Source organism: Bacillus sp. L381 (assembly GCF_030284525.1).
In the GTDB taxonomy this organism is placed as follows: domain Bacteria; phylum Bacillota; class Bacilli; order Bacillales; family Bacillaceae; genus Bacillus; species Bacillus amyloliquefaciens.
The window spans coordinates 2,431,637-2,455,078 of record NZ_CP127224.1; the positions used below are offsets into that span (position 1 = coordinate 2,431,637).

The 23,442-nt window shown below is 44.8% G+C and carries 28 protein-coding genes, 3 pseudogenes and 1 other annotated feature; of the genes and pseudogenes, 9 read left to right on the forward strand and 22 right to left on the reverse strand.

All coding sequences use genetic code 11. The annotated features are described in order from the left end of the window. Positions 1-14 precede the first annotated feature (14 nt). From QRX25_RS12370 to gpr, 3 genes are all read right to left on the reverse strand, one after another. Entirely contained in the window at positions 15-353 is a 339-nt protein-coding gene (locus tag QRX25_RS12370) for a YqxA family protein (protein ID WP_045510470.1), read from the reverse strand. 16 nt (positions 354-369) lie between these two features. Next, positions 370-1,563, reverse strand: a complete 1,194-nt coding sequence (gene spoIIP / locus QRX25_RS12375; RefSeq protein ID WP_212098511.1) for a stage II sporulation protein P — start codon at positions 1,561-1,563, stop codon at positions 370-372. A gap of 67 nt (positions 1,564-1,630) precedes the next feature. Continuing rightward, positions 1,631-2,737, reverse strand: a complete 1,107-nt coding sequence (gene gpr / locus QRX25_RS12380; protein WP_014470697.1) for a GPR endopeptidase — start codon at positions 2,735-2,737, stop codon at positions 1,631-1,633. Positions 2,738-2,939: 202 nt separating this feature from the next. On the opposite strand from gpr, the gene rpsT reads away from it, so the two are divergent. Then, positions 2,940-3,206: a 30S ribosomal protein S20 gene (rpsT, locus tag QRX25_RS12385; protein ID WP_003152876.1), complete on the forward strand. Its 267-nt coding sequence runs from the start codon at positions 2,940-2,942 to the stop codon at positions 3,204-3,206. Positions 3,207-3,223: 17 nt separating this feature from the next. Here the strand turns inward: rpsT and holA are convergent. After that, a pseudogene (gene holA, locus QRX25_RS12390) lies at positions 3,224-4,265 on the reverse strand (DNA polymerase III subunit delta). Positions 4,266-4,304: 39 nt separating this feature from the next. Further along, positions 4,305-4,459, reverse strand: a pseudogene (locus tag QRX25_RS12395) (hypothetical protein). Between the two features lie 40 nt (positions 4,460-4,499). On the opposite strand from QRX25_RS12395, the gene QRX25_RS12400 reads away from it, so the two are divergent. Continuing rightward, a complete protein-coding gene (locus tag QRX25_RS12400; RefSeq protein WP_003152870.1) occupies positions 4,500-4,634 on the forward strand; it encodes a YqzM family protein in 135 nt (44 codons plus the stop codon). Positions 4,635-4,652: 18 nt separating this feature from the next. Here QRX25_RS12400 and QRX25_RS12405 read toward each other — a convergent pair whose 3' ends face one another. The 3 genes from QRX25_RS12405 to QRX25_RS12415 all read right to left on the reverse strand — a co-directional run bounded on the left by QRX25_RS12405 (position 4,653) and on the right by QRX25_RS12415 (position 8,254). Beyond that, complete coding sequence (locus tag QRX25_RS12405; protein ID WP_212098512.1) at positions 4,653-7,004, reverse strand: DNA internalization-related competence protein ComEC/Rec2; 2,352 nt, start codon at positions 7,002-7,004, stop codon at positions 4,653-4,655. After that, positions 7,005-7,574: a ComE operon protein 2 gene (locus QRX25_RS12410; protein WP_065981916.1), complete on the reverse strand. Its 570-nt coding sequence runs from the start codon at positions 7,572-7,574 to the stop codon at positions 7,005-7,007. A gap of 65 nt (positions 7,575-7,639) precedes the next feature. Next, positions 7,640-8,254, reverse strand: coding sequence for a helix-hairpin-helix domain-containing protein (locus QRX25_RS12415; protein ID WP_212098514.1), 615 nt, complete (start codon positions 8,252-8,254; stop codon positions 7,640-7,642). A 59-nt stretch (positions 8,255-8,313) separates the two neighbouring features. Between QRX25_RS12415 and comER the strand changes: the two genes are divergently transcribed. Further along, the gene (gene comER / locus QRX25_RS12420) at positions 8,314-9,135 is read left to right on the forward strand and encodes a late competence protein ComER (RefSeq protein WP_065981918.1); all 822 of its coding nucleotides are present in this window, start codon (positions 8,314-8,316) and stop codon (positions 9,133-9,135) included. A 68-nt stretch (positions 9,136-9,203) separates the two neighbouring features. Here comER and QRX25_RS12425 read toward each other — a convergent pair whose 3' ends face one another. Genes QRX25_RS12425 through QRX25_RS12460 form a run of 8 tightly spaced genes read right to left on the reverse strand, consistent with a single transcriptional unit; the run spans position 9,204 to position 14,208 of the window. Further along, complete coding sequence (locus QRX25_RS12425; protein WP_014470703.1) at positions 9,204-9,941, reverse strand: class I SAM-dependent DNA methyltransferase; 738 nt, start codon at positions 9,939-9,941, stop codon at positions 9,204-9,206. Continuing rightward, positions 9,938-10,294: a ribosome silencing factor gene (gene rsfS, locus QRX25_RS12430; protein ID WP_115997664.1), complete on the reverse strand. Its 357-nt coding sequence runs from the start codon at positions 10,292-10,294 to the stop codon at positions 9,938-9,940. Before rsfS ends, QRX25_RS12425 begins: the two co-directional genes overlap by 4 nt. 16 nt (positions 10,295-10,310) lie before the next feature. Next, positions 10,311-10,871 carry a bis(5'-nucleosyl)-tetraphosphatase (symmetrical) YqeK gene (yqeK, locus tag QRX25_RS12435; RefSeq protein ID WP_032856887.1) on the reverse strand — a complete coding sequence of 187 codons (561 nt, stop codon included), beginning with the start codon at positions 10,869-10,871 and terminating at the stop codon, positions 10,311-10,313. After that, positions 10,861-11,430 carry a nicotinate-nucleotide adenylyltransferase gene (locus QRX25_RS12440; RefSeq protein WP_065981920.1) on the reverse strand — a complete coding sequence of 190 codons (570 nt, stop codon included), beginning with the start codon at positions 11,428-11,430 and terminating at the stop codon, positions 10,861-10,863. Before QRX25_RS12440 ends, yqeK begins: the two co-directional genes overlap by 11 nt. Positions 11,431-11,440: 10 nt before the next feature. Further along, complete coding sequence (gene yhbY, locus QRX25_RS12445) at positions 11,441-11,731, reverse strand: ribosome assembly RNA-binding protein YhbY (protein ID WP_014470707.1); 291 nt, start codon at positions 11,729-11,731, stop codon at positions 11,441-11,443. Then, positions 11,725-12,567 carry a shikimate dehydrogenase gene (gene aroE / locus QRX25_RS12450; RefSeq protein ID WP_115997665.1) on the reverse strand — a complete coding sequence of 281 codons (843 nt, stop codon included), beginning with the start codon at positions 12,565-12,567 and terminating at the stop codon, positions 11,725-11,727. The genes yhbY and aroE overlap by 7 nt, the downstream gene beginning before the upstream one ends. Before the next feature lie 19 nt (positions 12,568-12,586). Then, on the reverse strand, positions 12,587-13,687 hold the full coding sequence (yqeH, locus tag QRX25_RS12455; RefSeq protein ID WP_014470709.1) for a ribosome biogenesis GTPase YqeH: 1,101 nt from the start codon (positions 13,685-13,687) through the stop codon (positions 12,587-12,589). A 2-nt stretch (positions 13,688-13,689) separates the two neighbouring features. Further along, entirely contained in the window at positions 13,690-14,208 is a 519-nt protein-coding gene (locus tag QRX25_RS12460) for a YqeG family HAD IIIA-type phosphatase (RefSeq protein ID WP_014470710.1), read from the reverse strand. A 358-nt stretch (positions 14,209-14,566) separates the two neighbouring features. On the opposite strand from QRX25_RS12460, the gene QRX25_RS12465 reads away from it, so the two are divergent. Continuing rightward, the gene (locus QRX25_RS12465; protein WP_003152850.1) at positions 14,567-14,707 is read left to right on the forward strand and encodes a sporulation histidine kinase inhibitor Sda; all 141 of its coding nucleotides are present in this window, start codon (positions 14,567-14,569) and stop codon (positions 14,705-14,707) included. A gap of 135 nt (positions 14,708-14,842) precedes the next feature. On the opposite strand, the gene QRX25_RS12470 is transcribed toward QRX25_RS12465, so the two are convergent. The 4 genes from QRX25_RS12470 to QRX25_RS12485 form a co-directional block, all read right to left on the reverse strand. Then, positions 14,843-14,974, reverse strand: coding sequence for a hypothetical protein (locus QRX25_RS12470; protein ID WP_014470711.1), 132 nt, complete (start codon positions 14,972-14,974; stop codon positions 14,843-14,845). 76 nt (positions 14,975-15,050) lie between these two features. Continuing rightward, complete coding sequence (locus QRX25_RS12475) at positions 15,051-15,782, reverse strand: SGNH/GDSL hydrolase family protein (protein ID WP_212098516.1); 732 nt, start codon at positions 15,780-15,782, stop codon at positions 15,051-15,053. A gap of 69 nt (positions 15,783-15,851) precedes the next feature. After that, entirely contained in the window at positions 15,852-16,586 is a 735-nt protein-coding gene (locus tag QRX25_RS12480) for a polysaccharide deacetylase family protein (protein WP_065981923.1), read from the reverse strand. 114 nt (positions 16,587-16,700) lie between these two features. Beyond that, positions 16,701-17,453 (reverse strand): peptidoglycan recognition protein family protein, encoded by a 753-nt coding sequence (locus tag QRX25_RS12485; RefSeq protein ID WP_212098518.1) that lies wholly within the window; start codon positions 17,451-17,453, stop codon positions 16,701-16,703. A 111-nt stretch (positions 17,454-17,564) separates the two neighbouring features. Between QRX25_RS12485 and QRX25_RS12490 the strand changes: the two genes are divergently transcribed. Continuing rightward, positions 17,565-18,191, forward strand: coding sequence for a TVP38/TMEM64 family protein (locus QRX25_RS12490; RefSeq protein ID WP_065522723.1), 627 nt, complete (start codon positions 17,565-17,567; stop codon positions 18,189-18,191). Between the two features lie 15 nt (positions 18,192-18,206). On the opposite strand, the gene QRX25_RS12495 is transcribed toward QRX25_RS12490, so the two are convergent. Both QRX25_RS12495 and QRX25_RS12500 read right to left on the reverse strand, forming a co-directional pair. After that, complete coding sequence (locus QRX25_RS12495; RefSeq protein ID WP_346345794.1) at positions 18,207-18,518, reverse strand: GNAT family N-acetyltransferase; 312 nt, start codon at positions 18,516-18,518, stop codon at positions 18,207-18,209. A 99-nt stretch (positions 18,519-18,617) separates the two neighbouring features. Next, complete coding sequence (locus QRX25_RS12500) at positions 18,618-19,883, reverse strand: MFS transporter (protein WP_212101736.1); 1,266 nt, start codon at positions 19,881-19,883, stop codon at positions 18,618-18,620. Positions 19,884-19,910: 27 nt separating this feature from the next. Further along, positions 19,911-20,141 (reverse strand) — a binding site (T-box leader). A gap of 178 nt (positions 20,142-20,319) precedes the next feature. Here QRX25_RS12500 and sigK point away from each other — a divergent pair. From sigK to QRX25_RS12520, 4 genes and pseudogenes are all read left to right on the forward strand, one after another. Continuing rightward, positions 20,320-21,048 (forward strand): RNA polymerase sporulation sigma factor SigK, encoded by a 729-nt coding sequence (sigK, locus tag QRX25_RS12505; protein WP_014472613.1) that lies wholly within the window; start codon positions 20,320-20,322, stop codon positions 21,046-21,048. 301 nt (positions 21,049-21,349) lie between these two features. Continuing rightward, positions 21,350-22,192: a sialate O-acetylesterase gene (locus QRX25_RS12510; protein WP_212098521.1), complete on the forward strand. Its 843-nt coding sequence runs from the start codon at positions 21,350-21,352 to the stop codon at positions 22,190-22,192. Next, positions 22,189-22,716: a PadR family transcriptional regulator gene (locus tag QRX25_RS12515; RefSeq protein WP_212101739.1), complete on the forward strand. Its 528-nt coding sequence runs from the start codon at positions 22,189-22,191 to the stop codon at positions 22,714-22,716. The genes QRX25_RS12510 and QRX25_RS12515 overlap by 4 nt, the downstream gene beginning before the upstream one ends. A gap of 466 nt (positions 22,717-23,182) precedes the next feature. After that, positions 23,183-23,382, forward strand: a pseudogene (locus QRX25_RS12520) (sigma factor-like helix-turn-helix DNA-binding protein); the annotation flags it as partial. Positions 23,383-23,442 lie beyond the last annotated feature (60 nt).

Sequence of the window (23,442 nt, forward strand, 5' to 3'; positions counted from 1 at the left end):
TCTCTTCATCAATGCTATCGGTTCAGTTTCAAAACCCACTCATACATCGCCTGCGCCGAGTCCGTCACGGTATTTGAAAGGGTTTCTCCTGCTTTTGAAAACAGGTTGAAGGTTTCCGCCTGTTCCAGCTGTTTTTGTTTTTCTTCCAAATCTTTCGCCGTAACGGTTTGGCCCAAAATGGAAGCTTCTTTCTCCTGCCCCTCCCCGCCGCCAAGCGTGAACGCTCCTTTTAATGAGGGGTCTTTGTATCCTTTCATATCAAGCATTCCGCTGTTTGCCTGCTGCATGCCGAACAAAACGCCGACAAACATGACAATGGCGATCAGCAGGCATTTGCCGGTAAAACGGATCATTCGAATCACCTGATTTCTATTGTTTTTTCTTCTCTCCTGATTGCGAGCTGACTTTTTCGGCGTCCCAGTACAGTTCGCTGAATACATCAGCCATAGCGTCTGATGCGCGTCTCAGTTCTTCAAGGTTGTTATCCACGCCCCCGAATTCCAGCAGAAGCGATCTGTCGTTTAAATCCTGGTTGTATACTCCATTATCTCCCGGAGAGCCTTTTGATAAAACACCGACGCTTAAGCCAGGGTATTTTTTCTCCATCAGCTTATGAAGTTCACTTGCGAGTTTATAGTTTTCTTCAAAATTGGCGCTTTTTTTGCCGACGACGATGGCGACTCTGGCATAGCTTTTTCCTTTGATATCGGCTGTCGTATTTTTCTTGCGGCGGGAATCCCGGTGAATATCTATGGTATATTGCAGGTTTTTATTTTTGGCGAGCGCGCTTTTTACGACCGGTCTTGATTCGTCATAGCTTCGCGCATAATTTAAACCGTCTTTGTTCAGGCGGGCCTGTATGTCGGTTTTATCTACGGTCGCTCCTACACCTTGGGCTTCAAGCGCTTTTCCGAACATATCTCCGACAAGCGTGACATTGGCCTTTGAATGGCGGGCATTATCAGGATTTGTTTCCCCTTTTAACAGAGGGAGAAAGGATTCGGTATTGTGAGTGTGATAAATAAAGACGACCTTCTTGCTGCCGGTCGAATGTTCGGGCGGCGCCGTTTCTTCTTTTTTCGTTTTGTTTTCGATTTCTGCCAGGTTCACTTCTTTTTCTTTTTCCATCACCTTTGACGGCGGCGGAGATTCAGCCGGCATATTCGTATAATCCGTCCCCTGCCCCGCCAAAAGGATTTCCGTATCGTATTGGGCAAATCCCGGAAGCTCACGTCCCAAGAAGCTCCGCGGGTCTTCCAGATTAATGCTTGTCGCCAGTTTTAAGGAAAGCCGGGACAGCTGAAATGAGTCTTTTTCGGGAAGTTCTGACGCGAAATAATGATTTTCCATGCCAAGGAGGTGTGCAAACGCGTCACCCGGGAGTTCTCCGGCAATTCCGTGAAGAGAATCGGAAGAAAGCCTCAGTTCAGGACGAAGCGATGTAAGCACACCGGATAATACGAAAATAACGATAAGGCTTGTCATAAACAAAAACATGCCCTTGAGCGCATTTCCACCGTTTACTGCAACGACAATTTGACGGTTTCTGCGTTTTTTTCTCATGATTTGAATCCCTCCAGCGCTTGTCTAGTAATTACTCTATGAACAAGCTAGAGGAGGTAGAACCAATTTAGTGATTATAAGAACCTTTATTATCTTGTGAGACCTTTTCATGAAGGGCGGTGTTTAACCCGTTTGCAAGCACGTTCGCCATATCATCAATAAAGGTGTCAATCTCCTTCGGCGTAACCATCAGATTATGGCCGAGCGGGGAAAGCACTTCATGAATCAGCTGGCGTTTTTCATTTTCGTCAAGCGTGCCGACAATGCCGAGAAAGGATTGGCGTTCCTTTTCCCCAGGAAGATCCTCATCTGTAAGCACCTTCTTTTTGCCGAAATTCATTCCGGCGGGCACCAGAGACCTTGACGGGCTGTCATCTTTCATCTCTCTGCCGAAATGCTTTAATATGTAATCCACTGTATCGCTTGCGATCGTTACCGCATCAACGACAGTCGGTACACCGATTGCGATGACGGGGATGCCGAGCGTTTCCTTGCTTAATTCTTTTCTCTTATTGCCGACACCTGATCCCGGATGAATGCCCGTATCAGAAAATTGAATGGTCGTGTTCACTCTTTCAACGGCTCTTGCCGCAAGAGCGTCTACAGCAATCACGAAATCCGGCTTTGATTCTTTGATCACACCTTGAATAATATCGCTCGTTTCAATTCCCGTTAGGCCCATCACACCGGGGGCAAGCGCGCTGACCGGCCTGTACCCTTCCTGCACATTTTCCGGCTGAAGCCTGAACAAATGCCTCGTCACAAGAAGGTTTTCGGTTACGAGAGGGCCGAGCGCATCCGGCGTCACATTCCAGTTTCCGAGACCGACGATCAAACAGCTTGCATCCTTTGGAATCTTTAAAGCCGACAGATAGGCGGAAAATTCCTCGGCAAACACTTCCGTTACTTTTTCCTGCATTTCAGAGTCGTGCTCCCGGACCCCCTGTGCTTCGATCGTGACATAGCGCCCCTGCTTTTTGCCCGATAGCTCTGCGCCTTCTTTTGTAATATCTACGGTTCTGACTTTAATGCCGCCTTTGTCGCGTTCTTTTTCAATAAACCCGTTTATTTCTTTTTTCTGATCGGTTTGTCCGTCTTTTACCGCCTGTTTCGTTTCTACCGCTAAATCCGTCCGTATCAGAAATTGATTGACATCCAGTTCGTTGTTTTTCACAGGGTAGACCTCCTTCAATCATCGTGGTACATAGTGTTGCCATTTGCAAAACGAATCATGCGAATTTACCCATCAACGAAAAATACTTTACATTTATATTGCAATCTAAAGTTCTGTTTGATAGAATACAATTTGTTCTATTGTGAAGAAGATTTAACCTTAAGACACTGTGCTACAGGTTGTATCTTAGGAGGTGAAACACATGCCAAACATTAAATCAGCGATTAAACGTACAAAAACAAACAACGAACGCCGCGCTCATAACGCGACAATCAAATCTGCTATGCGTACTGCAATCAAACAAGTAGAAGCTTCTGTTGCTAACAACGAAGCCGATAAAGCGAAAACTGCTCTTTCTGAAGCAGCGAAACGTATTGATAAAGCAGTGAAAACAGGTCTTGTACACAAAAATGCCGCAGCTCGATACAAATCAAGACTTGCGAAACAAGTGAACGGACTTTCTGCATAATACAAAAACGATCCCTTTTAACGGGGATCGTTTTTTTCATTCAGTCCGGAGAAGTTCAAGGAGAAAGAGCTCAAGCAGGAGCTGCTTGTCCTTTTTCCCCGTTTTCATTTCATAATCCATCACTGCGAGTTTCTCTATAATACGCCGAAGCTCTTCTTCAGAAAAAAGCCTCGCCTGATCCATCGCCAGCTTTACCCGGAAGGGGTGAACCTTTAAGTTGGATGCGATTTGCTTTTGGCCGTATCCTTGTCCGGCAAAATACTTTGTCTGCATAATCAGACGGAATTGATTGGCGATCAGCGCCATAATTTTGATCGGTTCTTCGTTTTGTTTTAAAAGATCATAAAATATTTGAAGGCTTTCCGTCCGTTTTCGGTTCACAATTTTGTTGATCAGCTCAAAAATATTCTGTTCCAAACTTCTTGCGACAAGCTCCCGGACATCTTCAAGCGTGATTTCTTGTCTGTCACCGGTATAGGCGGTGAGTTTTTGTATTTCCTGATATATGGAAGACAGGTGGCCGTTTACGAGCAGAACCAAATGCTCGGCAGCCTCTGTATCGATCGTTTTATTTTCGGATTTCGCCAGATTAATCGTAAAATCAGTCGTCTCCTTTGCATTCAACTCCTTTGCTTCAATCATAAGTGCTTTTTGCTTCAGCGTCTTCGTCAGCTTTTTCCGCTCGTCCAGCTTCTCATACGGAGCCACAATCACAAAGACCGTATAAGGCGCAGGCTCCTTCAGATAAGTCTCCAGAGCGCCTGTATTGTGCTCTATTTTTTCTTTCTTTTTTTCCCCTGTTAAAAAAGAAGGATTTTTTACGATGACCAGCCGCTTCTCCCCCATAAACGGAAACGTTTCCGCATCGGTTATGGCCTGGTCAAGCGGATCCTCTTCAAGATCAAAAACAGACAGGTTAAAATCTTTCGTCCCCTCATCAACGACTGCTTGTCTGATCCGGCTGACAGTCTCTTGGAGCAGATAAGTTTCTTTTCCGTATAAACAATAAACGGAGCGGACATCCCCTTTTTTCAGGGCTTTCCAAACATCAAATACCATGATCGTATGACTTCCTCTCTTTCTTGATCCCCTTCTATCCTAAATTGAGTTCGGCAAATAGTAAAGAGGAAGCTTTAAAAAGGGCAGCTTCCTCATTTATAATAAACGCCTGATTCACAAGCTCCCGGGGCTGCTTGTAAAAAGGCGATAATCACAAGAACAGAAAACGTTACCATCACTTCTAGATTTTTCAAAACAATTCCAGTATACTTAAGGAAGTCAGGAGGGATGAAATTGAATGATTTTGAAAAAAACGTTCAAAGCAAACGAAATGATGCTGTTGACTCAGCTGTCGGTTTTGTCGTGTCCTTCGGATTTTTCGCCTTTTTGTTCGTGATGGCAACAGCCATCCATCTTATCGGCTCTTAGCCGCATTCCGGGCTGCTGTCAATCGGCAGTCTTTTTTACTTCCTGCGCCCTGGTTTCTTCTATATCATATGGAGGGAAGACAGAAAACGTTCCGGCGCCTTTTTTAAATCTGTATTGAATCGTTCCGCTAACATCAGTGCGAAGCACATTGACAGAGTAAGCTTTCAGACGCTCCAGCACTTCTTCATGCGGATGATGATAGCGATTATCTTTTCCTGCTGAAATCAGCGCTGTCTCCGGCTGAAGCTGTTTCAAAAAGGCTTCACTCGTAGAGCTTTTGCTGCCGTGATGACCGGCCTTCAATATATCGGCCTTCAGATTCGGATACGTTTTCAGCACCTCTGTTTCGCCGTCCGATTCTAAATCTCCCGTCAAAAGCCAGCTCACTCCGCCTAAAACCGTCCAAAGCACCAGTGACGAATCATTTTTACTCCTTCCGTCAGGCGACTCCGGAGACAGCACCTGAAACTGAAGATCACCGGCTGTTATGGTATCGCCCCGTTTTGCTTCTGCAACGGGAATGTTATTTTCTTTCGCCATATTCAATATTTCCCGATCCTTCTGTTCCTTCACGAACCCCACGGGGACAATTAACCGTTTCACTTTATGTTTTTTGATTAATACTCCGGCTTCCCCGATATGATCCTGATCCGCATGGGTTAAAATCAGTGCATCCAGCTTTTTCACTCCCTTTCCGTTCAAAAACGGAATTAAAGCCTTCTCGCCGATAGAATACGGGTGGTGTTTTTCTTTCCACGATTCTTCGGAATAAGCAATCACTCCTCCTGTATCAACCATTACGGTACCTTTACGGTGCGGGGCACTTATAAACAGTGAATCTCCCTGCCCGATATCAAGCATATCCGCTTCTCCCCAAGGACTGAAATAAGGACGGAACATTATATAAGCCAAAACCGCAAAGAAAAAAAGAGCCGATTTCCTGAGCTTTAAAAAACCTCTCTTTTCCAAAGCTGCAAAAAGCGTAAAAACGGAAACCGCAAGCATAAGAAGCGACAGAAAGTCAGGCTTTGACGCAATCATTGCAAATAAATCAACGGATGCCGCATATGTAATGAAATCATGCACAGGCTTCATCACAAGGTCAAACAGGTAAAACAAAAATTCCCCCGCCTGCCTGGAAAATAAGAGAAGAAGGAAACCGATGACAGAAAACGGAATGACAAATAACGTATAAAAAGGCACCATCACCATATTCATCGGAAAACTGACGAGCGAAATCTGCTGAAAATGATAGAGAAGAAACGGAAGCGAACTGAGCTCCGCAATGAATGAAGCCATCGCAAGCCCTGCGAGTCTGTTTTTCCCTGCTTTCTTTAAAATGGAGGATGACAGAATTAAAGCGGCGCTTACCGCAAAGGAAAGCTGGAAGCCCGCCTGCCAAAGGAGGTAAGGATCAAACAGCAGAAGCAGCAGATAAGACATGGACAATGCAGCCGAGGAATGAATGCTGCGTTTCAAAAGAGTTCCGGCGATATAAAATCCCAGCATGAGGGATGCGCGCAGTACAGAAGGGGCGGCACCGCTTAACAACGTATACACCGGCAAAAAAAGCAGCAGCAACATCCCCGCCTTTTCTCTTGTCAGTCCAATTCTGATAAGGGCATAAAATAATCCCGCCGTAATAAGACCGACATGCATTCCGGAAATCGCCATTAAATGAACGACTCCCAAATTTTGATAAGCGCTCAGTATGTCGTCCTCTATAGAAAATCTTTCACCTAAGGTCAGCGCTTCAACAATTCCCGCGGAAGATTCAGGTACATGATTCCGAATGATCGAAATCAAATTCTTTCTGATGTTCAGAAGCTTAAACAGCGGCTGTTCGGATTTTTCGCACTGCTTAATGGAAGTAACGGAAAATATCCAGTGAATATGCTGGGAGTAAAGATATTCCTTATAATCAAAACCCCCGGGAATCGTCGCATGTCCGGGCTGTTCCAGTGAGCCTGTAAACGTACAGCGCATCCCCGGTTCCAGCTGTTCAATGAGTTTTTTTTCTTCAAGGGACCGGATTTTGTACGAAGCAGCCCATTTTTCTTTGTCATGGGTACGGATAACGGCTGACATTTTCGCTCCGTCAACCTTCGGAATGTTTATTATGAGAGCCTGTTCAGTATAGCTGCCGGCCTGATACCGGGATACATTCGCAGCGTCACAAGCCGTATAAATAAAGAAATAAAGACAAAAAGAAACGAGGCAGACGATAACCGGTGTGTGCTGCTTTATTTTTACGATAATAAAGAGAAGATACAGAAGGAAAAAGAATAGGATCCAGAAGGAATTAGCGGCGGCAATTCCCGCGGTTGCAGAAACCGCCGCCAGAGGGAGAAGAAGGTATTTATATTTCATTTATACGTAACTGGTAAACAGCTCATTGGCCTGTTCATGAATTTTTTTCAGTTCGTCTTCCTTAACCCCCGCATCAGATAATTGCTGAATCAGCCCGGCTACAAAAGACAATTTTTCGCGGTTTTTCAAATCGATGATCATTTCATCAAGTTCAACCTGCTCCACCTTGACTCCGGCTTGGGTGAACAGCTCATTTGCGTAAGGCTGTGTTTTGTAATCTTCGGCATAATAGACCGTTTTGATGCCCGCCTGGATAATCGATTTACAGCATTGAATACAAGGATAATGCGTCACATAAATCTCGGCGCCCTCCGTCGGCACACCGAACTTAGAGCATTGCAAAATCGCATTCATCTCTGCATGTATGGTCCGCTGGCAGTGATTATCTATTAAAAGGCATCCTTCATCAGCGCAGTGGACGCCGCCGGCAATTGAACCGTTGTACCCGCCGGCAATCATCCGCTTGTCTCTGACAACGGTTGCCCCGACTGACAGTCTCGGGCATGTGCTTCTCAGCGCCAGCAAATGGCTTTGCGCCATAAAATATTGATTCCATGAGATTCGTTCCACAAGTGTTCCCTCCAAAAGTCTTGTTGCTTTTCTAAGTTTACATAGTTTTGAGCGAAACCGTCAATTCACTTTACCGTAATGGAAGTTTTTATCCGCTCAAATGACTTTTCTCCAAAACCTGATACATTCATCAAATCTTCAGCAGTCTGAAACCGTCCGTTTTCTTCTCGGTAGGCAATAATCGCTTCCGCTTTTTTCTGTCCCACTCCGGAAATCGCCTGAAGTTCATCCAGAGATGCCGTATTGATATTGATAGAAGCATTCTCCTTTCCACCTGCCGCGGTTTTCGGGGGATTCTCCTTTTCGCCTTCACTCGGGATATAAACGACCGTTCCGTCCTGCAGCTGCTCTGCTAAATTAACATTCAGTTCATCCGCCTTTTCCTTCAGGCCGCCGGCTTTCTTAATGGCTTGCGTCACTCTGTCTCCCGCCTTCATTTCATACACGCCGGGATGTCGGACCGCTCCTTTAATATCAATCATAATTTTATCGTCTGCGGTGTCTTTTTTGTCCGTTACGGGTGCTGAGGCTGTTTGGCCGAGAACGGACGTCTGTTTGACAGGCTCTTCTTTTTCGGGACGAAACAGCAAAATGCAGATCAAAACCGCCCCTGCCGCAAGACAAACGCCAAGAATTTTCAGGTACTGCCTCTGCCGCTCCGTCATCATCACTTTCGTCATATTGCATTGCCTCCCCGCATAAGGTTTAGAGGATTAAGGGAAAAAGGAGGGGAATTTCATTGAAAATAGGCTTTATCGGCACCGGAAACATGGGAACGATCCTGATTGAATCGCTTATTGAATCAAACGCTGCCGATCCCTCACATATCACCATCACAAACAGAACAATCGAAAAAGCATTGAAACTAAAAGAACGTTTCAGCGGCATCCAAGTCACCGAGGATCAGGAAAAGCTCGTTCAGGAAAATGACATGATATTCATTTGTGTAAAACCGCTGGATATATATCCTTTGCTGAAGAAACTCACACCGCATTTACGAAAAGATCACATTTTAATCTCCATTACCAGTCCCGTTCAAACGGAGCAGATTGAACATGCGGTTCCGTGTCAGACGGCCCGCGTCATTCCGAGCATTACGAACCGCGCCTTTGCCGGTGTCTCGCTTGTTACATTCGGCAAAAGCTGCAGCGAGTCCGCAAAAGCGGATATTCAAACACTGATCACTCATATTTCAAAACCTGTAGAAATCAGCAGCGGCATTACGAGGGCGGCATCAGACATTGTCAGCTGCGGACCCGCTTTTATGAGTTATCTCGTTCAGCGCTTTATTGACGCGGCGGTGGAAGAAACGGACATTACAAAAGAAGAAGCCGTGATTATGTCGACGGAAATGCTTGTCGGTCTCGGAAAGCTTTTGGAAACAGGGCATTACACCCTTCCCGCCTTGCAGGAAAAAGTATGCGTAAAAGGCGGCGTTACCGGAGAAGGACTGAAGGCTCTCGAAAACGGTGTGCAGGATATGTTCAACCGTGTCTTTCAGCGTACACATGACAAATACGATGAAGATATATCTTTAGTGCAGAAGCAATTTCACGTGTAAATGAGTATGCCATAAAGGGCTTTATCGTGCCAATCGCAAAAAATGCATTTTAAAAACCATCGTTCCGTTTAAACGATGGTTTTTGGTTTGCCTGCCGTAAAGAAAAGACGTTCAGACTCTCTTGAAGGAGGCCGGTCTGTAAAATCAGCCGTCACTTTCTTCAGTTCAAATCCGCTCTCTGCAAGCATTTGTTCATATTCTTCAATGTAAAATGTTTTTTGCTCATGCGTCTCGTCATAACGGTCATATGACTGTCCGTTCCATACGAAAAAGGACATATCATGGATGACAGAAAGCTCTTCATCACCGGCAAAGCTTTGCCAGATATAGCTGATCTGTTCATCTTGATCCGCATGGGTGCTGTCCGGAAAAAGCTCCGTCATTTTATATGGGGAATGGACGTCAAACAGCAGCAAGCCGCCCTCTTTCAAAACACGAAAAACACTTTTGAAGGTGCTGAAGACATCATTTTTTGTTTTTAAGTAATTTAAGGAATCACAGCAGATGACAACGGCATCAAACTGTTCTTCAAAACCGGAAAGCTCTCTCATATCCTGCTGGAGAAATAGAATCGGCTTTCCCGTTTTTTTCTGCTGGGCACAGCTCAGCATGTCTTCACTTAAATCGATTCCCGTGACTTCGCAGCCCTTTTCGGCAAGCCTGACGGAAATTTCTCCGGTTCCGCAGGCAAGATCAAGCACCCGTCCCTTTTCCGGAAGAGCCGCTTCGATCCAGTCTGCCCATTCATCATACGGCGCATGGGACATTAACTCGTCATATACGCCGGCGAAGCCTTGGTAAATCATGAGTTCAAGCCGAGTTCAAGCTCTGCGAGCGGCGCGTCGCCCCATAGCTTTTCAAGATTGTAATAGCCTCTTTCATCTTTATGGAAAACGTGAACAATGACGTCGCCGAGATCAACTAAAATCCAGCGGGCTTCATCAAACCCTTCCATCTTTTTGACATCAATGCCGTTTTCTTCTGCCTGATCTTTAATTTCACGCGCAATTGCCTGAACCTGTTTATCAGAATTCCCGTGGCAGATTAAAAAGTAATCCGCTACAAGAGAGATTCCTTCCATGTCCAGCGCTAAAATATCCTCTGCACGTTTATCATCGCATGCTTTTGCCGCGGTTTTTAATACGGAAGCTTGATTCATTTCCATGTTCCTCCTGTCATTTTTGAGACACCAGCCAGTTATAAGTTGCAAACGTCTCCGGGAAGACCGGCTGGTTTTTTTTCATCAGAAATATCATTGTATTTTTCATCGCTTGTATGAGCGCTTCGTTCAGATCCGTTTCCGCCAGACGGCGCACCTCTTCCACTCCCGGAAAATGGCGGCCGGGTTCAATGTAATCCGCCACGTAAATGACTTTGTCTAAAAGGGTCATTCCGGGACGCCCTGACGTGTGATAACGGATCGCATCTAAGATCTCGGGGTCAGTGATCCCCGCTTCTTTCTCAGCCAAATACGCCCCCACAGGAGCATGCCACAGCTCGGCATTGTAATCCAAGAGCTCAGCCGGCATTTTTTCCCGCACGATGATCTGCTTCATTTCTTCTTTCGGCCGAAATTTCGCATAATCATGAAAAATAGCAGCCATTTCCGCTTTTTTCGGATCTGCCCCGAACCGGCCCGCGAGAATAACCGCCGTATCTGTCACGCCGATTGTGTGGATATAGCGATGCTCGGTCAGCTGTTCTTTGACGCAGGCAAGTGCTTCCTCACGATTCATATAAATCATTCTCCTCTATATACTGCCTCACTTCATCCGGCATTAAGTATTGCGTCGGTTTTTTTGCTTTTAGACGTTCTCTCAGCATCGTTGACGAAACGCCAAACTCCGGAACGTCTGCAAAAAGCAGCGGGTACGGGGTCTCAATATGATACCCCGGGCGCCGCACTCCGATAAATTGAATGAGCGTGAGCAGTTCGTCCAGTTTGTACCATTTCGGCAGATATTCAATCATATCCGCCCCGATAATAAAGAAAAGCTTGTCGTTCGGGTGCCGCTCCTTCAGTAAACGGACGGTATCATAGGTATAAGAAGGACCTTTCCGCTCCATTTCCGCCAGCTCAAGCTTAAAGCCGGGATTAGAGCTGATGGCAAGCCTCAGCATCTCCACCCGGCGCCGGCTGTCGGTAAAGTCTTCATTCTGCTTATGCGGGGGGATTTGATTCGGCATAAACCAAATCTCATCGAGCTCCGCCTGATGAAGGACTTCATTAGCCATCAGAAGATGACCGTTGTGCGGAGGGTCAAATGTGCCCCCGAATATTCCGATTTTCCTCATGTCAACCACCTTACGGAAGTTCGATTTGTTTATTTTCCTTTGATTCCTTATACAATACGATCGTATTTCCGATTGTCTGCACCAAATGTGCGCGGCTGCCTTTCACAAGGGCTGCCGCGACATCATTTTTATCGTCTTCGCAGTTTTGAAGCACACTGACTTTAATCAGCTCTCTTGCTTCCAATGCCTCTGCAATCTGTTTCACCATATTTTCGTTGACTCCGCCTTTTCCTACTTGAAAAATAGGCGTTAAATGATGCGCTTTTGAACGCAAAAACCGTTTTTGTTTTCCTGTTAACATTGTGTTCCTCCTAGTTTTCCTTCAACAATTGTTCTCATCAAGCCGCTGTCAGGCTCTTGTTCCGTCCACAGCTTGAAAGCCAAAGCGGCCTGTTCTACAAACATGCCGATGCCGTCAAGGGTTGTTAAACCTCTTTTTTCAGCTTCTTTTAAAAACGCCGTTTGAATCGGGTTGTATACGATATCACAAACGATGGCGCTCGTTTTGGCCCGTTCCAATGAGAGCGGCACGGCATCCGTGTTCGGATACATGCCGACAGATGTTGTATGAATAATGACGTCATATTGCTCAAGCTGATTTTCAGCTTCTTCTAATGTGAGGGCGCGTTTCTGCTGAAAAGAGGGAGCGGCCGCAATCAGGCTTTCTGCTTTTTCCGGCGTGCGGTTGCAAACGTCAAATTGTTTCGGCTCTTTGCGGACGATCGTGGTAAAAATCGCTCTTGCCGCCCCTCCCGCTCCTATCATTAAGATGGAGAGCTCTGATATGGGTTTGTCCAATACTTTGACTAAGGATTTATAAAATCCATCTCCGTCAGTATTATAACCGATGAGCCTGTCTCCCTCTCTTTTGACGGTATTTACGGCCCCGAGTACTTTCGCGCTTTCATCTATTTCATCCAAATGCTCCATGATAGCGACTTTATGCGGGACTGTGACGTTAATTCCGCAGATGCCAAGCGCCTTGATTCCGTTAACGGCGTCCTTGAGATTGTGAGGTTCCACCTGAAACGCAAAATACTGCCCGTTGATGTTCTTATCTTTTAAAGCCGCATTATGAATATCGGGTGACATTGAATGCCCGATCGGATTTCCGATTACTCCGTACAATTGTTTCATGCTCCCTCTCCCCTTCTCTCTATATTAATGATCGGCGGACAAATACGTGTACGCCTTTCGGAGCGTATGCCGTTATTTTTTTATCTGCGTTCTGCACCGTGACCCAGCCGAGGCCGGAAAAAACGATATCCGTCTTTCCTTCTTTAATCGTAAATGTGTGGGCCGTAAGCTCCGGAAATTCATCCAAATGATCTTTTCCGGGCGGGGTGAGCAATTCACCCGCATGCTTTTCGTATAAGGCGTCAGCATTTTCAAGCTTTGTTCTGTGAATCATCAATTCATTCGGCATATAGCAGACAAACGCCGATTTATCGCCTGAAACATAATCAAAACGTGCGAGCCCGCCGAAGTAAAGCGTTTGTTTCTCATTCAGCTGAAAAGTGCGCGGTTTCAGTTCTTTTTTCGGTGTCAGCACCTTTAAGTCACGCTTGTCCACGTAATGCGCCATCTGGTGATGGTTAATGATTCCCGGTGTATCATAAAGCGCAGATCCGTCATCAAGCGGGATTTCAATTGCATCAAGCGTCGTCCCCGGAAATTGAGAGGTAGTAATAATGTTCTCTTCCCCTGAGACCTCTTTAATAATCCGGTTGATAAACGTTGATTTCCCGACATTCGTACAGCCCACCACATACACATCGCGGCCTTCGCGGTAATGTTCAATGGCGTCAATGACTTCTTTCATTCCTTGTCCGCGGGAAGCGCTGATTAAAAAGACATCAAGAGGTTTTAAGCCGTATTCTTTCGCTTCGCGTTTCATCCATTGAACGAGCCGTTCCCGTTTTACGGATTTCGGAAGGATATCGGCCTTATTACCGACAAGAATGATCGGATTACCGCCGACAAAGCGGTTCAGTCCGTTTATCCAGCTTCCGTTAAAATCAAAAATATCAACGACTTTGACAATAAGAGAGTCAGTATCGCCGATTGTGTGCAAGATATTTAAAAAGTCATCATCCGTTAATGAAACATCTTGAATTTCATTGTAGTTTTTCAGTCTGAAGCAGCGCTGGCAGATGACATTCTCTTTTGTGAGGGATGCCTTTGGCGCATACCCGAGACCCTGTTTATCTTCGGTCTGGATTGTTACTCCGCAGCCGATGCAAACAACCTTTTCCATTTCTAATCCTCCCACTGAATATGGCCTTTACGTTTCAAAGAACTCAATATTCTCCGTTCAATCCGGCGGTTAAAGCGCGTCATGACCCCGTCAGAGGAAGCGACAGGCACGACGAGGATCGTATGATACCCGTGTCTGTTTCCGCCAAGAACGTCAGTAAGCAGCTGGTCGCCGATGACCACACAGTCTTCTTTTTTCAGATCCATGCTGCTGACGGCTCTTTTAAAGGCGCGCCCCATCGGTTTTCTTGCCTTATAAATAAACGGTATGCCAAGCGGCTCCGAGAATAATTTCACTCTTCGTTCATTATTATTGGAGACGATCGTGACTTTAATGCCGTGCTCCTTCATTTCTTCGAACCACTCGATTAATCGAGGTGTCGCACTCGGTCTGTCCCACTCCACAAGCGTGTTGTCAAGGTCAGTGATAATACCTTTCACATTGCGCTCCTTGAGCTTTTCCGGTGTGATATGAAATATATTTTTCACAAATTCGTCAGGTAAAAAAAACTTTTTTAACAAAACCCGCACCCTTCCCTTTTCTTTCTATCATCTATATGTCGAAATCTGTCAGATTTAAAAACAAAGTCGGACTGAGCAAAAAAATTTCGACAAAAATTGGGTTTCTTCACCAGTTGTGGATAAAATTACACACATTATCCACTCTTATTACATCCGGATTTATCCAAATTATAAACAAGATACTAACAAGTTATCCACTTGTGAGTGTGGATAACAGAACGATTGTTCTTATTTGTATTTCATGGTAGATTAAAGATAACCTCACCATGATTGAAACGCAACCTTCATCATATGCTTGCGTCTGATGATTGATTACAATTATTAAGGAGGTGCCACTCCCATTAATTGGGTCCCCGGCATGAGAAAGCTTTCTGATGAATTACTAATAGAATCTTATTTCAAAGCCAATGAAATGAATTTGAGCCGTGAATTTATCGAGTTAATTGAAAACGAAATCAAAAGAAGATCGCTCGGACACATTATTTCCGTTTCTTCTTAAACAGAAAAAATTTTCCGGGCGAATTCCCTTTTTTTACTCAGATGACTGATATTATATCACTTCGGTTATGCGCTTTACTACCACTTTCAACAAAAAACACCCCTAAAATAGAGGTGTTTAAGAGGACTGCTGTTATTATTTGAACCAATACAGACCGCCCAGAACGAGAAAAACGACGAGCAGGACAACAAAAAATGCGTACCAGTACCCCGCATTCACCCGAGGAGGCGGGCATACAGGATATTGCGGAGGGAAACCGCCGTTCATAGCATATCGCCTCCAAAAAGATGTTTTTTCTACAGCCTATGATGCAGGGGCAAAACGGCTTAGGCAGCTGACCGCGTCAGCGTTCCAAAACCCGCCCATTTTTTATGCCTTCAATTAAGATTCTGGCCCCTTTTGGCGTCATGTGATTTCCGGAAGGATCAATCAGTCCGGATTGGATCAGCGCCCGGTCTGTAGCTTTGCCGCCGTCCGCGTGTATAAAGTGTTTCCAGTTATCCACCAGAGGCACTTTTAACTCTTTTGCAACCTGTCTTGTAATGCCGTTATAGGAATTATGCCATTTCCTCGCTCCGCCTTTTTCTTTAAAGGCTGAGGCCTTATATCTTGAATAGTAATAGAGATGATGCGTTCCGTTTCCTTCTATAACCGGAATGCACGTCATTAAGATCGGCTTTATGCCGTGTTTTCGGCTTTCGTTTATAAAATAAGTCAGGTTTTCTTTAAACCTTTTCTTTGATACTCGAGGCTGATCTCCAGTCAAAATGCCCGCATCATTTGTTCCGAACATGATAAATAAATATTGGGGCTTACGGTCAAGCACGTCGCTTTGAAAGCGCAGGCGCGCATCTTCAGTCGTCTGACCGCCTATTCCCGCATTCACAACCGTAAGACGCCCGCGTTCCGTTGTTTTTAAAATGTTTACCCACTGCTGCGCCTTTGGATAATCACGATAATCCCAATTGGAACCGCGCGTATTGCTGTCGCCGAATGCGACAACACTTTTCTCTTTGCCTGCGGCGCATCCCGATAACAGACAGGTTATCGTAATAAAAAGAACAGCAAACTTCATTTTCTCTCCCCCCAAACCTTACATCCTATGGTACACATCTCTTTTGCGGCTTTCAACGCGGCGCTCTCTTTAATGAATATGAAAAGGGCCGGAATCCTGTCCGATCAAATCGGAAACCTTAACAAATGTGTAGCCCTGTTTTTTCAGCTGGGGAATAATTTCTTTCAAAGCCTCAACCGTCTGACGCCGGTTTCCGCCTCCGTCATGCAGAAGAATGATATCTCCATCCCTGGCATGTGAGACAACATGCCTGACGATTTTTCCTTTTCCGGGCCTTTTCCAGTCCATCGGATCTTGGTTCCATGACCACATGATGATAAGGTAGCCCTCTTTTAAAATGTTTTTGAAAGCCGTATGATTCAGCGACCCTCCCGGCGGGCGGAATAACTTGTCCCCTTCCGGCTGAAGCGATCTGATATGTTGCGCGGAGCTGTGAAGCTCTTTTAAAATTTCTTTGCGTTTCAGACGGTGAAAATAAACATGGTTCATCGTATGGTTGCCGATTTCATGCCCTTCTTCAATGATACGCTTTGCCGTTATAGGGTATTTGTCTATACGGTTCCCGATACAAAAAAAGGTTGCTTTAACATTGTGCTGTTTCAGCACGTCTAACACAGCCTCCGTATAGACAGGATGGGGGCCGTCATCGAAGGTTAAAGATAGTTTCTTTTTTTCAGACCTTATATCCCAGTACACGTTTCCCGTCTTCTCCATGTCACTTCTTTTTAATGATTTCGCATCGGCGGACACGGCAGTGAGACTCGTGAGGACGCATATCATGATGATCAGATGAAAGCATCTCAACGTTTACACCTCCAGTAAACACTACTGTTAACGTGTCCCCTTTTTTAAAAATCATTCTGCACCTCAATTTATGTACATCACCCGCTTCTGCTGTAAGAAGCAGGTGATGCTGAATTATGACAGCGCCGCTTCCAGCTTGTCTTTTGTTTTCGGACCGTAAATCCCGTCAGCCTGCAAGCCGTTCATGGTTTGGAAACGCTTTACGGCATTGGCCGTTTTCGGTCCGTATATTCCGTCGATTCCATTATTTTTCGCATGTTTATCAGGATAGAAATAAGCGGCGGCAAGAGCTCGTTGCACTTGAGTCACCTTTTCGCCCTTTGTATAAGGGGTCGTCAGTTTAATGATTCCTGAAGGCAGCGGGTAGATTTTAGGCGCCTTATTTGCAGAGTCGTCAGAGCCGGTTATGCCTTTTTTAAAGGATTCCCAGCTGTTCAGCAGCCTGTCGGGACAATTCTTTCCTGACCATTTTTTATGGGGAACGACGCGGTCAAGAGGTATATGATAATCTTTCATGAGCTTTTTAATGAGCCATTGCGCATTTTTCACCGCCTTATCAAAATCACCGTCAGCGTTTTCACAAATTTCAATTCCGATTGACTTCCGATTTCCTGCCCCATTTGTTCCGTCACCGGCATGCCAGCCGTTCTCATTAAGCGGCAAATGCTGATAAATCTCAGAATCATCCACCGTAAAGTGCCAGCTGACGGCAGTATCCGGCTGTTTCACATAATTTGCATGCATCTTCGCGTCTGCGCCCTTGTCCGTGTTGGACGTATTATGAATGGTAATATAGTCCGGATTCATGGCATATCCCGGCCGGTTGCCGTTTGATTTCGGTATCAGGTCTTTTTTTATGGATACCATTTTATCCCCTCCCCTATTAAACAATGCAGAAACACGCTTATCGGACAGCCTATTTTAATAGAAGGAGATAGATTTGTGCTGTATACTATTTGAAAAGAGGTGAACGTGCAAATGATAAAAAAAGGATTCAGTCTTGCCGTCATCATTGCTGTCGTGATGATCGGCTTTATGCAAAAAGACGTCTGGCTCGGCATGATTCGGGCGGGCGGAATGTACGCCGTCCTTATGAGTATCCTGCTGGTTGCAGCAGACGTATTTTTTCCGATTGTTCCATTCGCCATTATCGCGGCCTTAAACGGAGCGGTTTTCGGGATTGTAAACGGGGTGTGGATTACACTGTCAGGCGCGATGCTCGGAACAATGGCATTGTTTTTTCTCGTCCGCTACGGATTCAGAGACTGGGCCAGAAAAAAGCTGCGAGCTTACCCGGCCGCCGCCCAATATGAAGATTCATTTCATCAGCACGCGTTTACGGCGGTGCTTTTCGGGCGGCTGATTCCGATTATTCCGTCGCTTGCCATGAATACCGTCTGCGGGCTGAGTAACATACGCTGGCCGATCTTTTTTTCCGCATCAGCGCTCGGCAAAATTCCGAACATTGTGATCGTGACGGTCGCAGGCGCTTCATTTACAAGCAACAAACTGCTGTCTTTTGGGATTTACGGAATGTATATGCTCGTGTTAATGGCGGTCATTTATAAAAAGTTTCCCGGTCTTTTAAAAACAACGAAAAAATGAAGTGCGTACCGCCCCCTATACCGGCGGTACGGCTCCTCTCATTCTGAGAACCTTTCCGTTCAATTCCGAACCGAGCACTTCCAGGTTTTGCTTTTTGTGAAATGAGAAGGCCGTTTTATTGTCCGGAGAAACTCTGAGATGATATTCCGAAACACCGTTCGTTCTGAAAAACTGATTCGCGTATTGATGGAGCTTCGTTCCGCACCCCCTTCCCCTCTGCTGCTCAGTAATATAGTAAAGGTGCACATAACCGATTTTTTGATTACCGTACGATTTGACGGAAGCTTCAAGCTGTCCGATCGGCTGCCCGTTATGAAAAAGCAGCATAAAACCGTCGGGAAAGCATTTGATTTGGGATGACAGCCATCTGAGATACTCATCCTTATTAAAATGATCCGCCGTGCCAAAGCTGAAACGGCCGTCTCTTTATGTTTGTTTAAATTGATCCGCTTGAAATACATCGGGTGTCCTCCTTTTTGCGGCCGCAATTAAGAATGAGCATAAAACAGCTGCCAACATCAGCATAACGGCAGCGCCTGTGATGACGATATGGCGGATGGAAGAACTGACTGCCGCCGCTCCGAACACGGCCGTTATCAATATAATGAAGCCGGCTTCAACTAGTGAATAAAAGCTCCCCACCCTCCCCATGATGTCCACCGGAACATTCTTTTGATAAAACGTCAGAAATCCCGTATTAGCGAATGCCAGGAAAAAAGCCAGAAAGAAAAAGCCAAAAGCAGCCGTCCAAAAAACGTCAGAAAGCGCATAAATCATATATCCGGCCGCTGTGAATAAAGAGCCCATTCCCATCAATAAAGAAGCCGGCATTTTTTTATTAAACAACACATTGACAAGCGCCCCTGCAATAACGCCCGCCCCAGACACACTGACAAGAAAACCGTAATCGGCATCAGTCAGCTGAAGAACCTCTTTTGCAAAAGCGACTTCAAGCGAATCAAGCGCAGACATCATAACGGTCATGACCAGGCTGAATAAAAAATAAATGATCATGACGTTTCGCGCCGTTCGGCTGAAGCGATATACGAGCTTCCAATCTTCTTTGTACACTGCCAAAGAAAGCTTCTGTCTGGGAGAATGTACATGAGGTTCATTTTCAAGGTTTGGCAGCATCATTGTGATAATACCGGACAGCATTAAAGCTGCCGTATTCACCCAAATCGCAAAAATCGGCGTGCCGATGATAAAAAGCAGCCCAGTCGCAGCCGGTCCGAGGAGAAAAGCCCCTGATTCCGGCAATGCCCTGAGTGAATTGAATTGTTTTCTCCTTTCGGCCGGGATAAGCATCGTCACATACGCCATGGAACATGGACGAAACATCGCATTGGCCATTTGAATCAAAAACACGATACAATAAATGGAAAACAAAGACCGTGCAGTAAACATCAGCGGCAGAACGGCAATGAATGCAGCCCGGATGAAATCAAGCGACATCATCATATTCCGTTTGTTACATCGGTCGATGATGCTGCCCGCCCAGCCATTTGTCATCAAAACAGCCGCGGGCCTGATTAAATAGAGGATGGAAACGGCAAAAGCAGATCCCGTTTCTTTTAAGACAATGAGATTAAGAGACAAAAAATAAATCCATTCTCCAATGTTTGCGATCCCGATTCCGGTTAACAAAAGCAGCGGGTACCGCCAAGACTTCCGGTTTTTCCCCTCAAAAATAAAAAAACGCCCTCAAGACAATGAAGTCTTGAGGACGGGAAACAACCCGCTATGCCACCTCAATTCGGTTTGGTGCCGGCCTTGCCGGGTACAAAGCTTACTCGGTAACAGGAGTATCCGCCGCATCATCCTCGTTTTGCACGATTCCGATGCGAAGCTAAGAGATTTGTTTCAACACATCCATTCATACTCCTTCCCAGCTCCCGGAGCTCTCTGTCATGAATGATACCTGCCTACTCTTCTCTTCAGCGCTTTTTACGTATATTCTTTTCGCTCTTACTTTTTTTAACAATATACAGGCTCAATCAGAAAAAATCAAGAGGCCTTTAGAAATAAAACTTGCCTTTGATTAATTTCCCTGTACAGACACAGACAGCCTGACTGCCACATACAGTTACATATAGGCTTTTGCCTACATAACTTTGTGGAGGTGAGGATGGTGACAGGTGTTTTTGCAGCGCTCGGGTTTATTGTGAAAGAACTCGTGTTTTTAGTATCATACGTGAAAAATAATGCCTTTCCACAACCGCTCTCAAATAATGAGGAGAAAAAATACTTAGACCTTATGGCTGAAGGAGATGAACACGCCCGCAATATGCTGATCGAACATAATCTCCGTTTGGTCGCCCATATTGTAAAAAAATTCGAAAACACGGGAGAAGACGCAGAAGATCTGATCTCCATCGGTACAATCGGGCTGATTAAAGGAATTGAAAGCTATTCAGCAGGAAAAGGCACGAAGCTTGCCACATATGCCGCACGATGTATTGAGAATGAAATTTTAATGCATCTGCGCGCCTTGAAAAAAACGAAAAAAGACGTCTCCCTTCACGATCCGATCGGCCAAGATAAAGAAGGGAATGAAATAAGCCTGATCGATGTCCTCAAGTCGGAAAGTGAAGATGTGATCGACACCATTCAGCTCAACATGGAGCTTGAAAAAGTCAAAAAATATATCGACATTTTAGACGACCGCGAAAAAGAAGTCATCGTCGGCCGCTTCGGACTTGATTTAAAAAAAGAAAAAACGCAGCGCGAGATCGCGAAGGAGCTCGGCATTTCAAGGAGCTATGTCTCCCGGATTGAAAAACGCGCATTGATGAAGATGTTTCATGAGTTTTACCGGGCGGAGAAAGAGAAGCGGAAGAAGGCGAAGGGAAAGTGAGCGAAAAGCCGGATCTGACATCCGGCTTTTTCTGCATTTTATTATGTCAGTCATGGTGGGGGTGTTATTAGGAAACTCTTCCACACTCAATAGCCTGTTTCAATAAAAAGCAAACAGACTCAGATCAAATGATTCATTTCCACCATTTGTCCACATATCAGTTCGTTTCATCATTCTTCCATCATTGAACGTACTTCCTTTGAAAAATGATTTTGAACCTCATAGGAAACTTTACAAGACAAACTGAATTGACTATAGTCTAAATAGACTAAAATATCGATGTAAAGAAGTGAAAAATTAGATGATAAAGTCTTTTTTAATGTTGGGCCAGTCGAATATGGCGGGCCGTGGATTTTTGAATGAAGTAGACCCTATCTATAATGAAAAAATAAAAATGCTGCGCAATGGACAGTGGCAGATGATGACAGAGCCGATTAATTACGACCGTCCGGTTTCCGGCATTGGCCTGGCAGCATCTTTTGCAGATGCATGGTCGAAAGCTCATCCCGATGAAGAAATTGGCTTGATCCCTTGTGCGGAAGGTGGCAGCTCATTGAATGACTGGCATCCGGAAGGCATCCTTTTTCAGCATGCTTTGTCCGAAGCCCGCTTTGCCCTCAGGTCCAGTCAAATTTGTGGGATCCTTTGGCACCAAGGTGAGAGTGACAGTTATCGTTCTCTACATGAAACTTATTACGAGAAATTAACTCTTATCATCGAGACGCTAAGAAACGAGTTGAAACTTGATGAGGTACCGTTGATTATTGGAGGGCTTGGTGACTTTCTTGGGAAGACCGGTTTTGGACAGCACGCAACTGAATTTCGACAGGTTAATGAACAATTGCTGCGTTTTGCTAATGAACAACAGAATTGTTATTTTGTTACTGCAACAGGTTTGACTGCGAATCCTGATGGCATTCATTTAGACGCAGCTTCACAACGCAAATTCGGTTACCGCTATTTCGAGGCTTTTTCGAAAAAGCACCATATCTTGAAACCCATTTCGGGAGAGGAGCAATCACTGAAAGTGAATGGTGACTATTCTAAAACAGAACAGATTTACCTTCATAGCATGGATTTGGCTTCGGGTAAAATAACGTACGCGGAATTTGAGGCGCGGATGGCGAAGGTGATGAAACTATAATTCCCTTACTTATCCTTGGCTTGTTAATCCAAAACCCCGGAGCTCACGGCTATGAACTTCTGGCCTTAATGAAAAAACGTCATTACAAATACATTGTTAACTTCACGAAAGGTTCATTTTATTACAATCTGCAGCAACTTGAAGAAAAGTGTTTGATTGAACAGATTCAGCAGAAACCCTCAACCAGTGGGCGTGAAATCCGTAACTTTAAAGTCACAGAAGCGGGAAGGGCAGAATTCGAAAAATTAATGATCAAATACGGCACCAAATCGGAATATGTGAACCTGCAATTTTATGGGGCGTTACTCTTTGCCGATGAATTCGACAAAAATAAATTACTGGATCTGATCCAATCACAAATCGATCAGACTAAAGCTCGAATCGAGCTCCTTGATGAATACTTGTCCATTAATCAAGAAATTCCCGGCACAATCAATTACTTTCGCCGTATGAATGAAAATTCCCGTTCACATCACTTGGTTAATTTAGAATGGTTCGAAAAATTGAAAGCAGAAATAGAGTGAACTATTGCATAATATATTAGTTACCTAAATATAAAACCTGTGTCGCAGATATCCAGTAACATCATTGATACAGGTTTTATACTCCTTCTTTAATTAAACCAGTAATAGGGTTGTCAACACTTGCCCCCAACAAGAGCAAGTGAATCATCTGCTGTGTGTTCTTCTTTTTCAATCCTTCGTATTAATAGCATTCAAGTAAGTCAACTGATTTTTCTCCTTCTTCCGCAAAACTGCTGTTTTAGTTGAATAAGTAAAAGTGATCTCCCCTAAAGAAGAATCACTTCCTCTAATTAAACAAGCGGTGAAGGTGAACATCGTTCTCGACATAAACTAAAATTTTTTATATACCTCTGCGTAAGCAACTTTCAATTGATGGATATTAAACCCCTCCAACAAGAAAACTCCTTTTTAACAATCCATTTCATTTGGATAACCCTGCACTTTTGGACGTTTTTCCTATGAAAAAGACCGCGAAAAAGAAGTCATCGTCGGCCGCTTCGGACTTGATTTAAAAAAGAAAAAACGCAGCGCGAGATCGCGAAGGAGCTCGGCATTTCAAGAAGCAATGTATCCCGCATTGAAAAATGTGCATCGATGAAGATGTTTCCGGTAACTTTTTTAAAGATATTTGTTTGGATCGAAAAAATTCTAAAAATATATTTATAATTATTTTCACAAACATAAGTATACCCCTAGCAACGCTCACTTTAACCAATTATTGTAACT

Coding starts and splice junctions, on each gene's coding strand:
- QRX25_RS12425 (WP_014470703.1), bottom strand. CDS start 9,941: ATGATTTACCAAGGCTTCGCCGGCGTATATGACGAGTTAATGTCCCAT.
- QRX25_RS12370 (WP_045510470.1), bottom strand. CDS start 353: ATGATCCGTTTTACCGGCAAATGCCTGCTGATCGCCATTGTCATGTTT.
- QRX25_RS12470 (WP_014470711.1), bottom strand. CDS start 14,974: ATGAACGGCGGTTTCCCTCCGCAATATCCTGTATGCCCGCCTCCTCGG.
- aroE (WP_115997665.1), bottom strand. CDS start 12,567: ATGAAACAATTGTACGGAGTAATCGGAAATCCGATCGGGCATTCAATG.
- QRX25_RS12510 (WP_212098521.1), top strand. CDS start 21,350: ATGATAAAGTCTTTTTTAATGTTGGGCCAGTCGAATATGGCGGGCCGT.
- QRX25_RS12475 (WP_212098516.1), bottom strand. CDS start 15,782: ATGAAGTTTGCTGTTCTTTTTATTACGATAACCTGTCTGTTATCGGGA.
- sigK (WP_014472613.1), top strand. CDS start 20,320: ATGGTGACAGGTGTTTTTGCAGCGCTCGGGTTTATTGTGAAAGAACTC.
- QRX25_RS12405 (WP_212098512.1), bottom strand. CDS start 7,004: ATGAAATATAAATACCTTCTTCTCCCTCTGGCGGCGGTTTCTGCAACC.
- rpsT (WP_003152876.1), top strand. CDS start 2,940: ATGCCAAACATTAAATCAGCGATTAAACGTACAAAAACAAACAACGAA.
- QRX25_RS12495 (WP_346345794.1), bottom strand. CDS start 18,518: ATGCTGCTTTTTCATAACGGGCAGCCGATCGGACAGCTTGAAGCTTCC.
- QRX25_RS12415 (WP_212098514.1), bottom strand. CDS start 8,254: ATGACGAAAGTGATGATGACGGAGCGGCAGAGGCAGTACCTGAAAATT.
- rsfS (WP_115997664.1), bottom strand. CDS start 10,294: ATGAATCAAGCTTCCGTATTAAAAACCGCGGCAAAAGCATGCGATGAT.
- QRX25_RS12490 (WP_065522723.1), top strand. CDS start 17,565: ATGATAAAAAAAGGATTCAGTCTTGCCGTCATCATTGCTGTCGTGATG.
- QRX25_RS12485 (WP_212098518.1), bottom strand. CDS start 17,453: ATGGTATCCATAAAAAAAGACCTGATACCGAAATCAAACGGCAACCGG.
- yqeK (WP_032856887.1), bottom strand. CDS start 10,871: ATGAATCGTGAGGAAGCACTTGCCTGCGTCAAAGAACAGCTGACCGAG.
- QRX25_RS12465 (WP_003152850.1), top strand. CDS start 14,567: ATGAGAAAGCTTTCTGATGAATTACTAATAGAATCTTATTTCAAAGCC.
- yhbY (WP_014470707.1), bottom strand. CDS start 11,731: ATGTTAACAGGAAAACAAAAACGGTTTTTGCGTTCAAAAGCGCATCAT.
- spoIIP (WP_212098511.1), bottom strand. CDS start 1,563: ATGAGAAAAAAACGCAGAAACCGTCAAATTGTCGTTGCAGTAAACGGT.
- yqeH (WP_014470709.1), bottom strand. CDS start 13,687: ATGGAAAAGGTTGTTTGCATCGGCTGCGGAGTAACAATCCAGACCGAA.
- QRX25_RS12440 (WP_065981920.1), bottom strand. CDS start 11,430: ATGAGGAAAATCGGAATATTCGGGGGCACATTTGACCCTCCGCACAAC.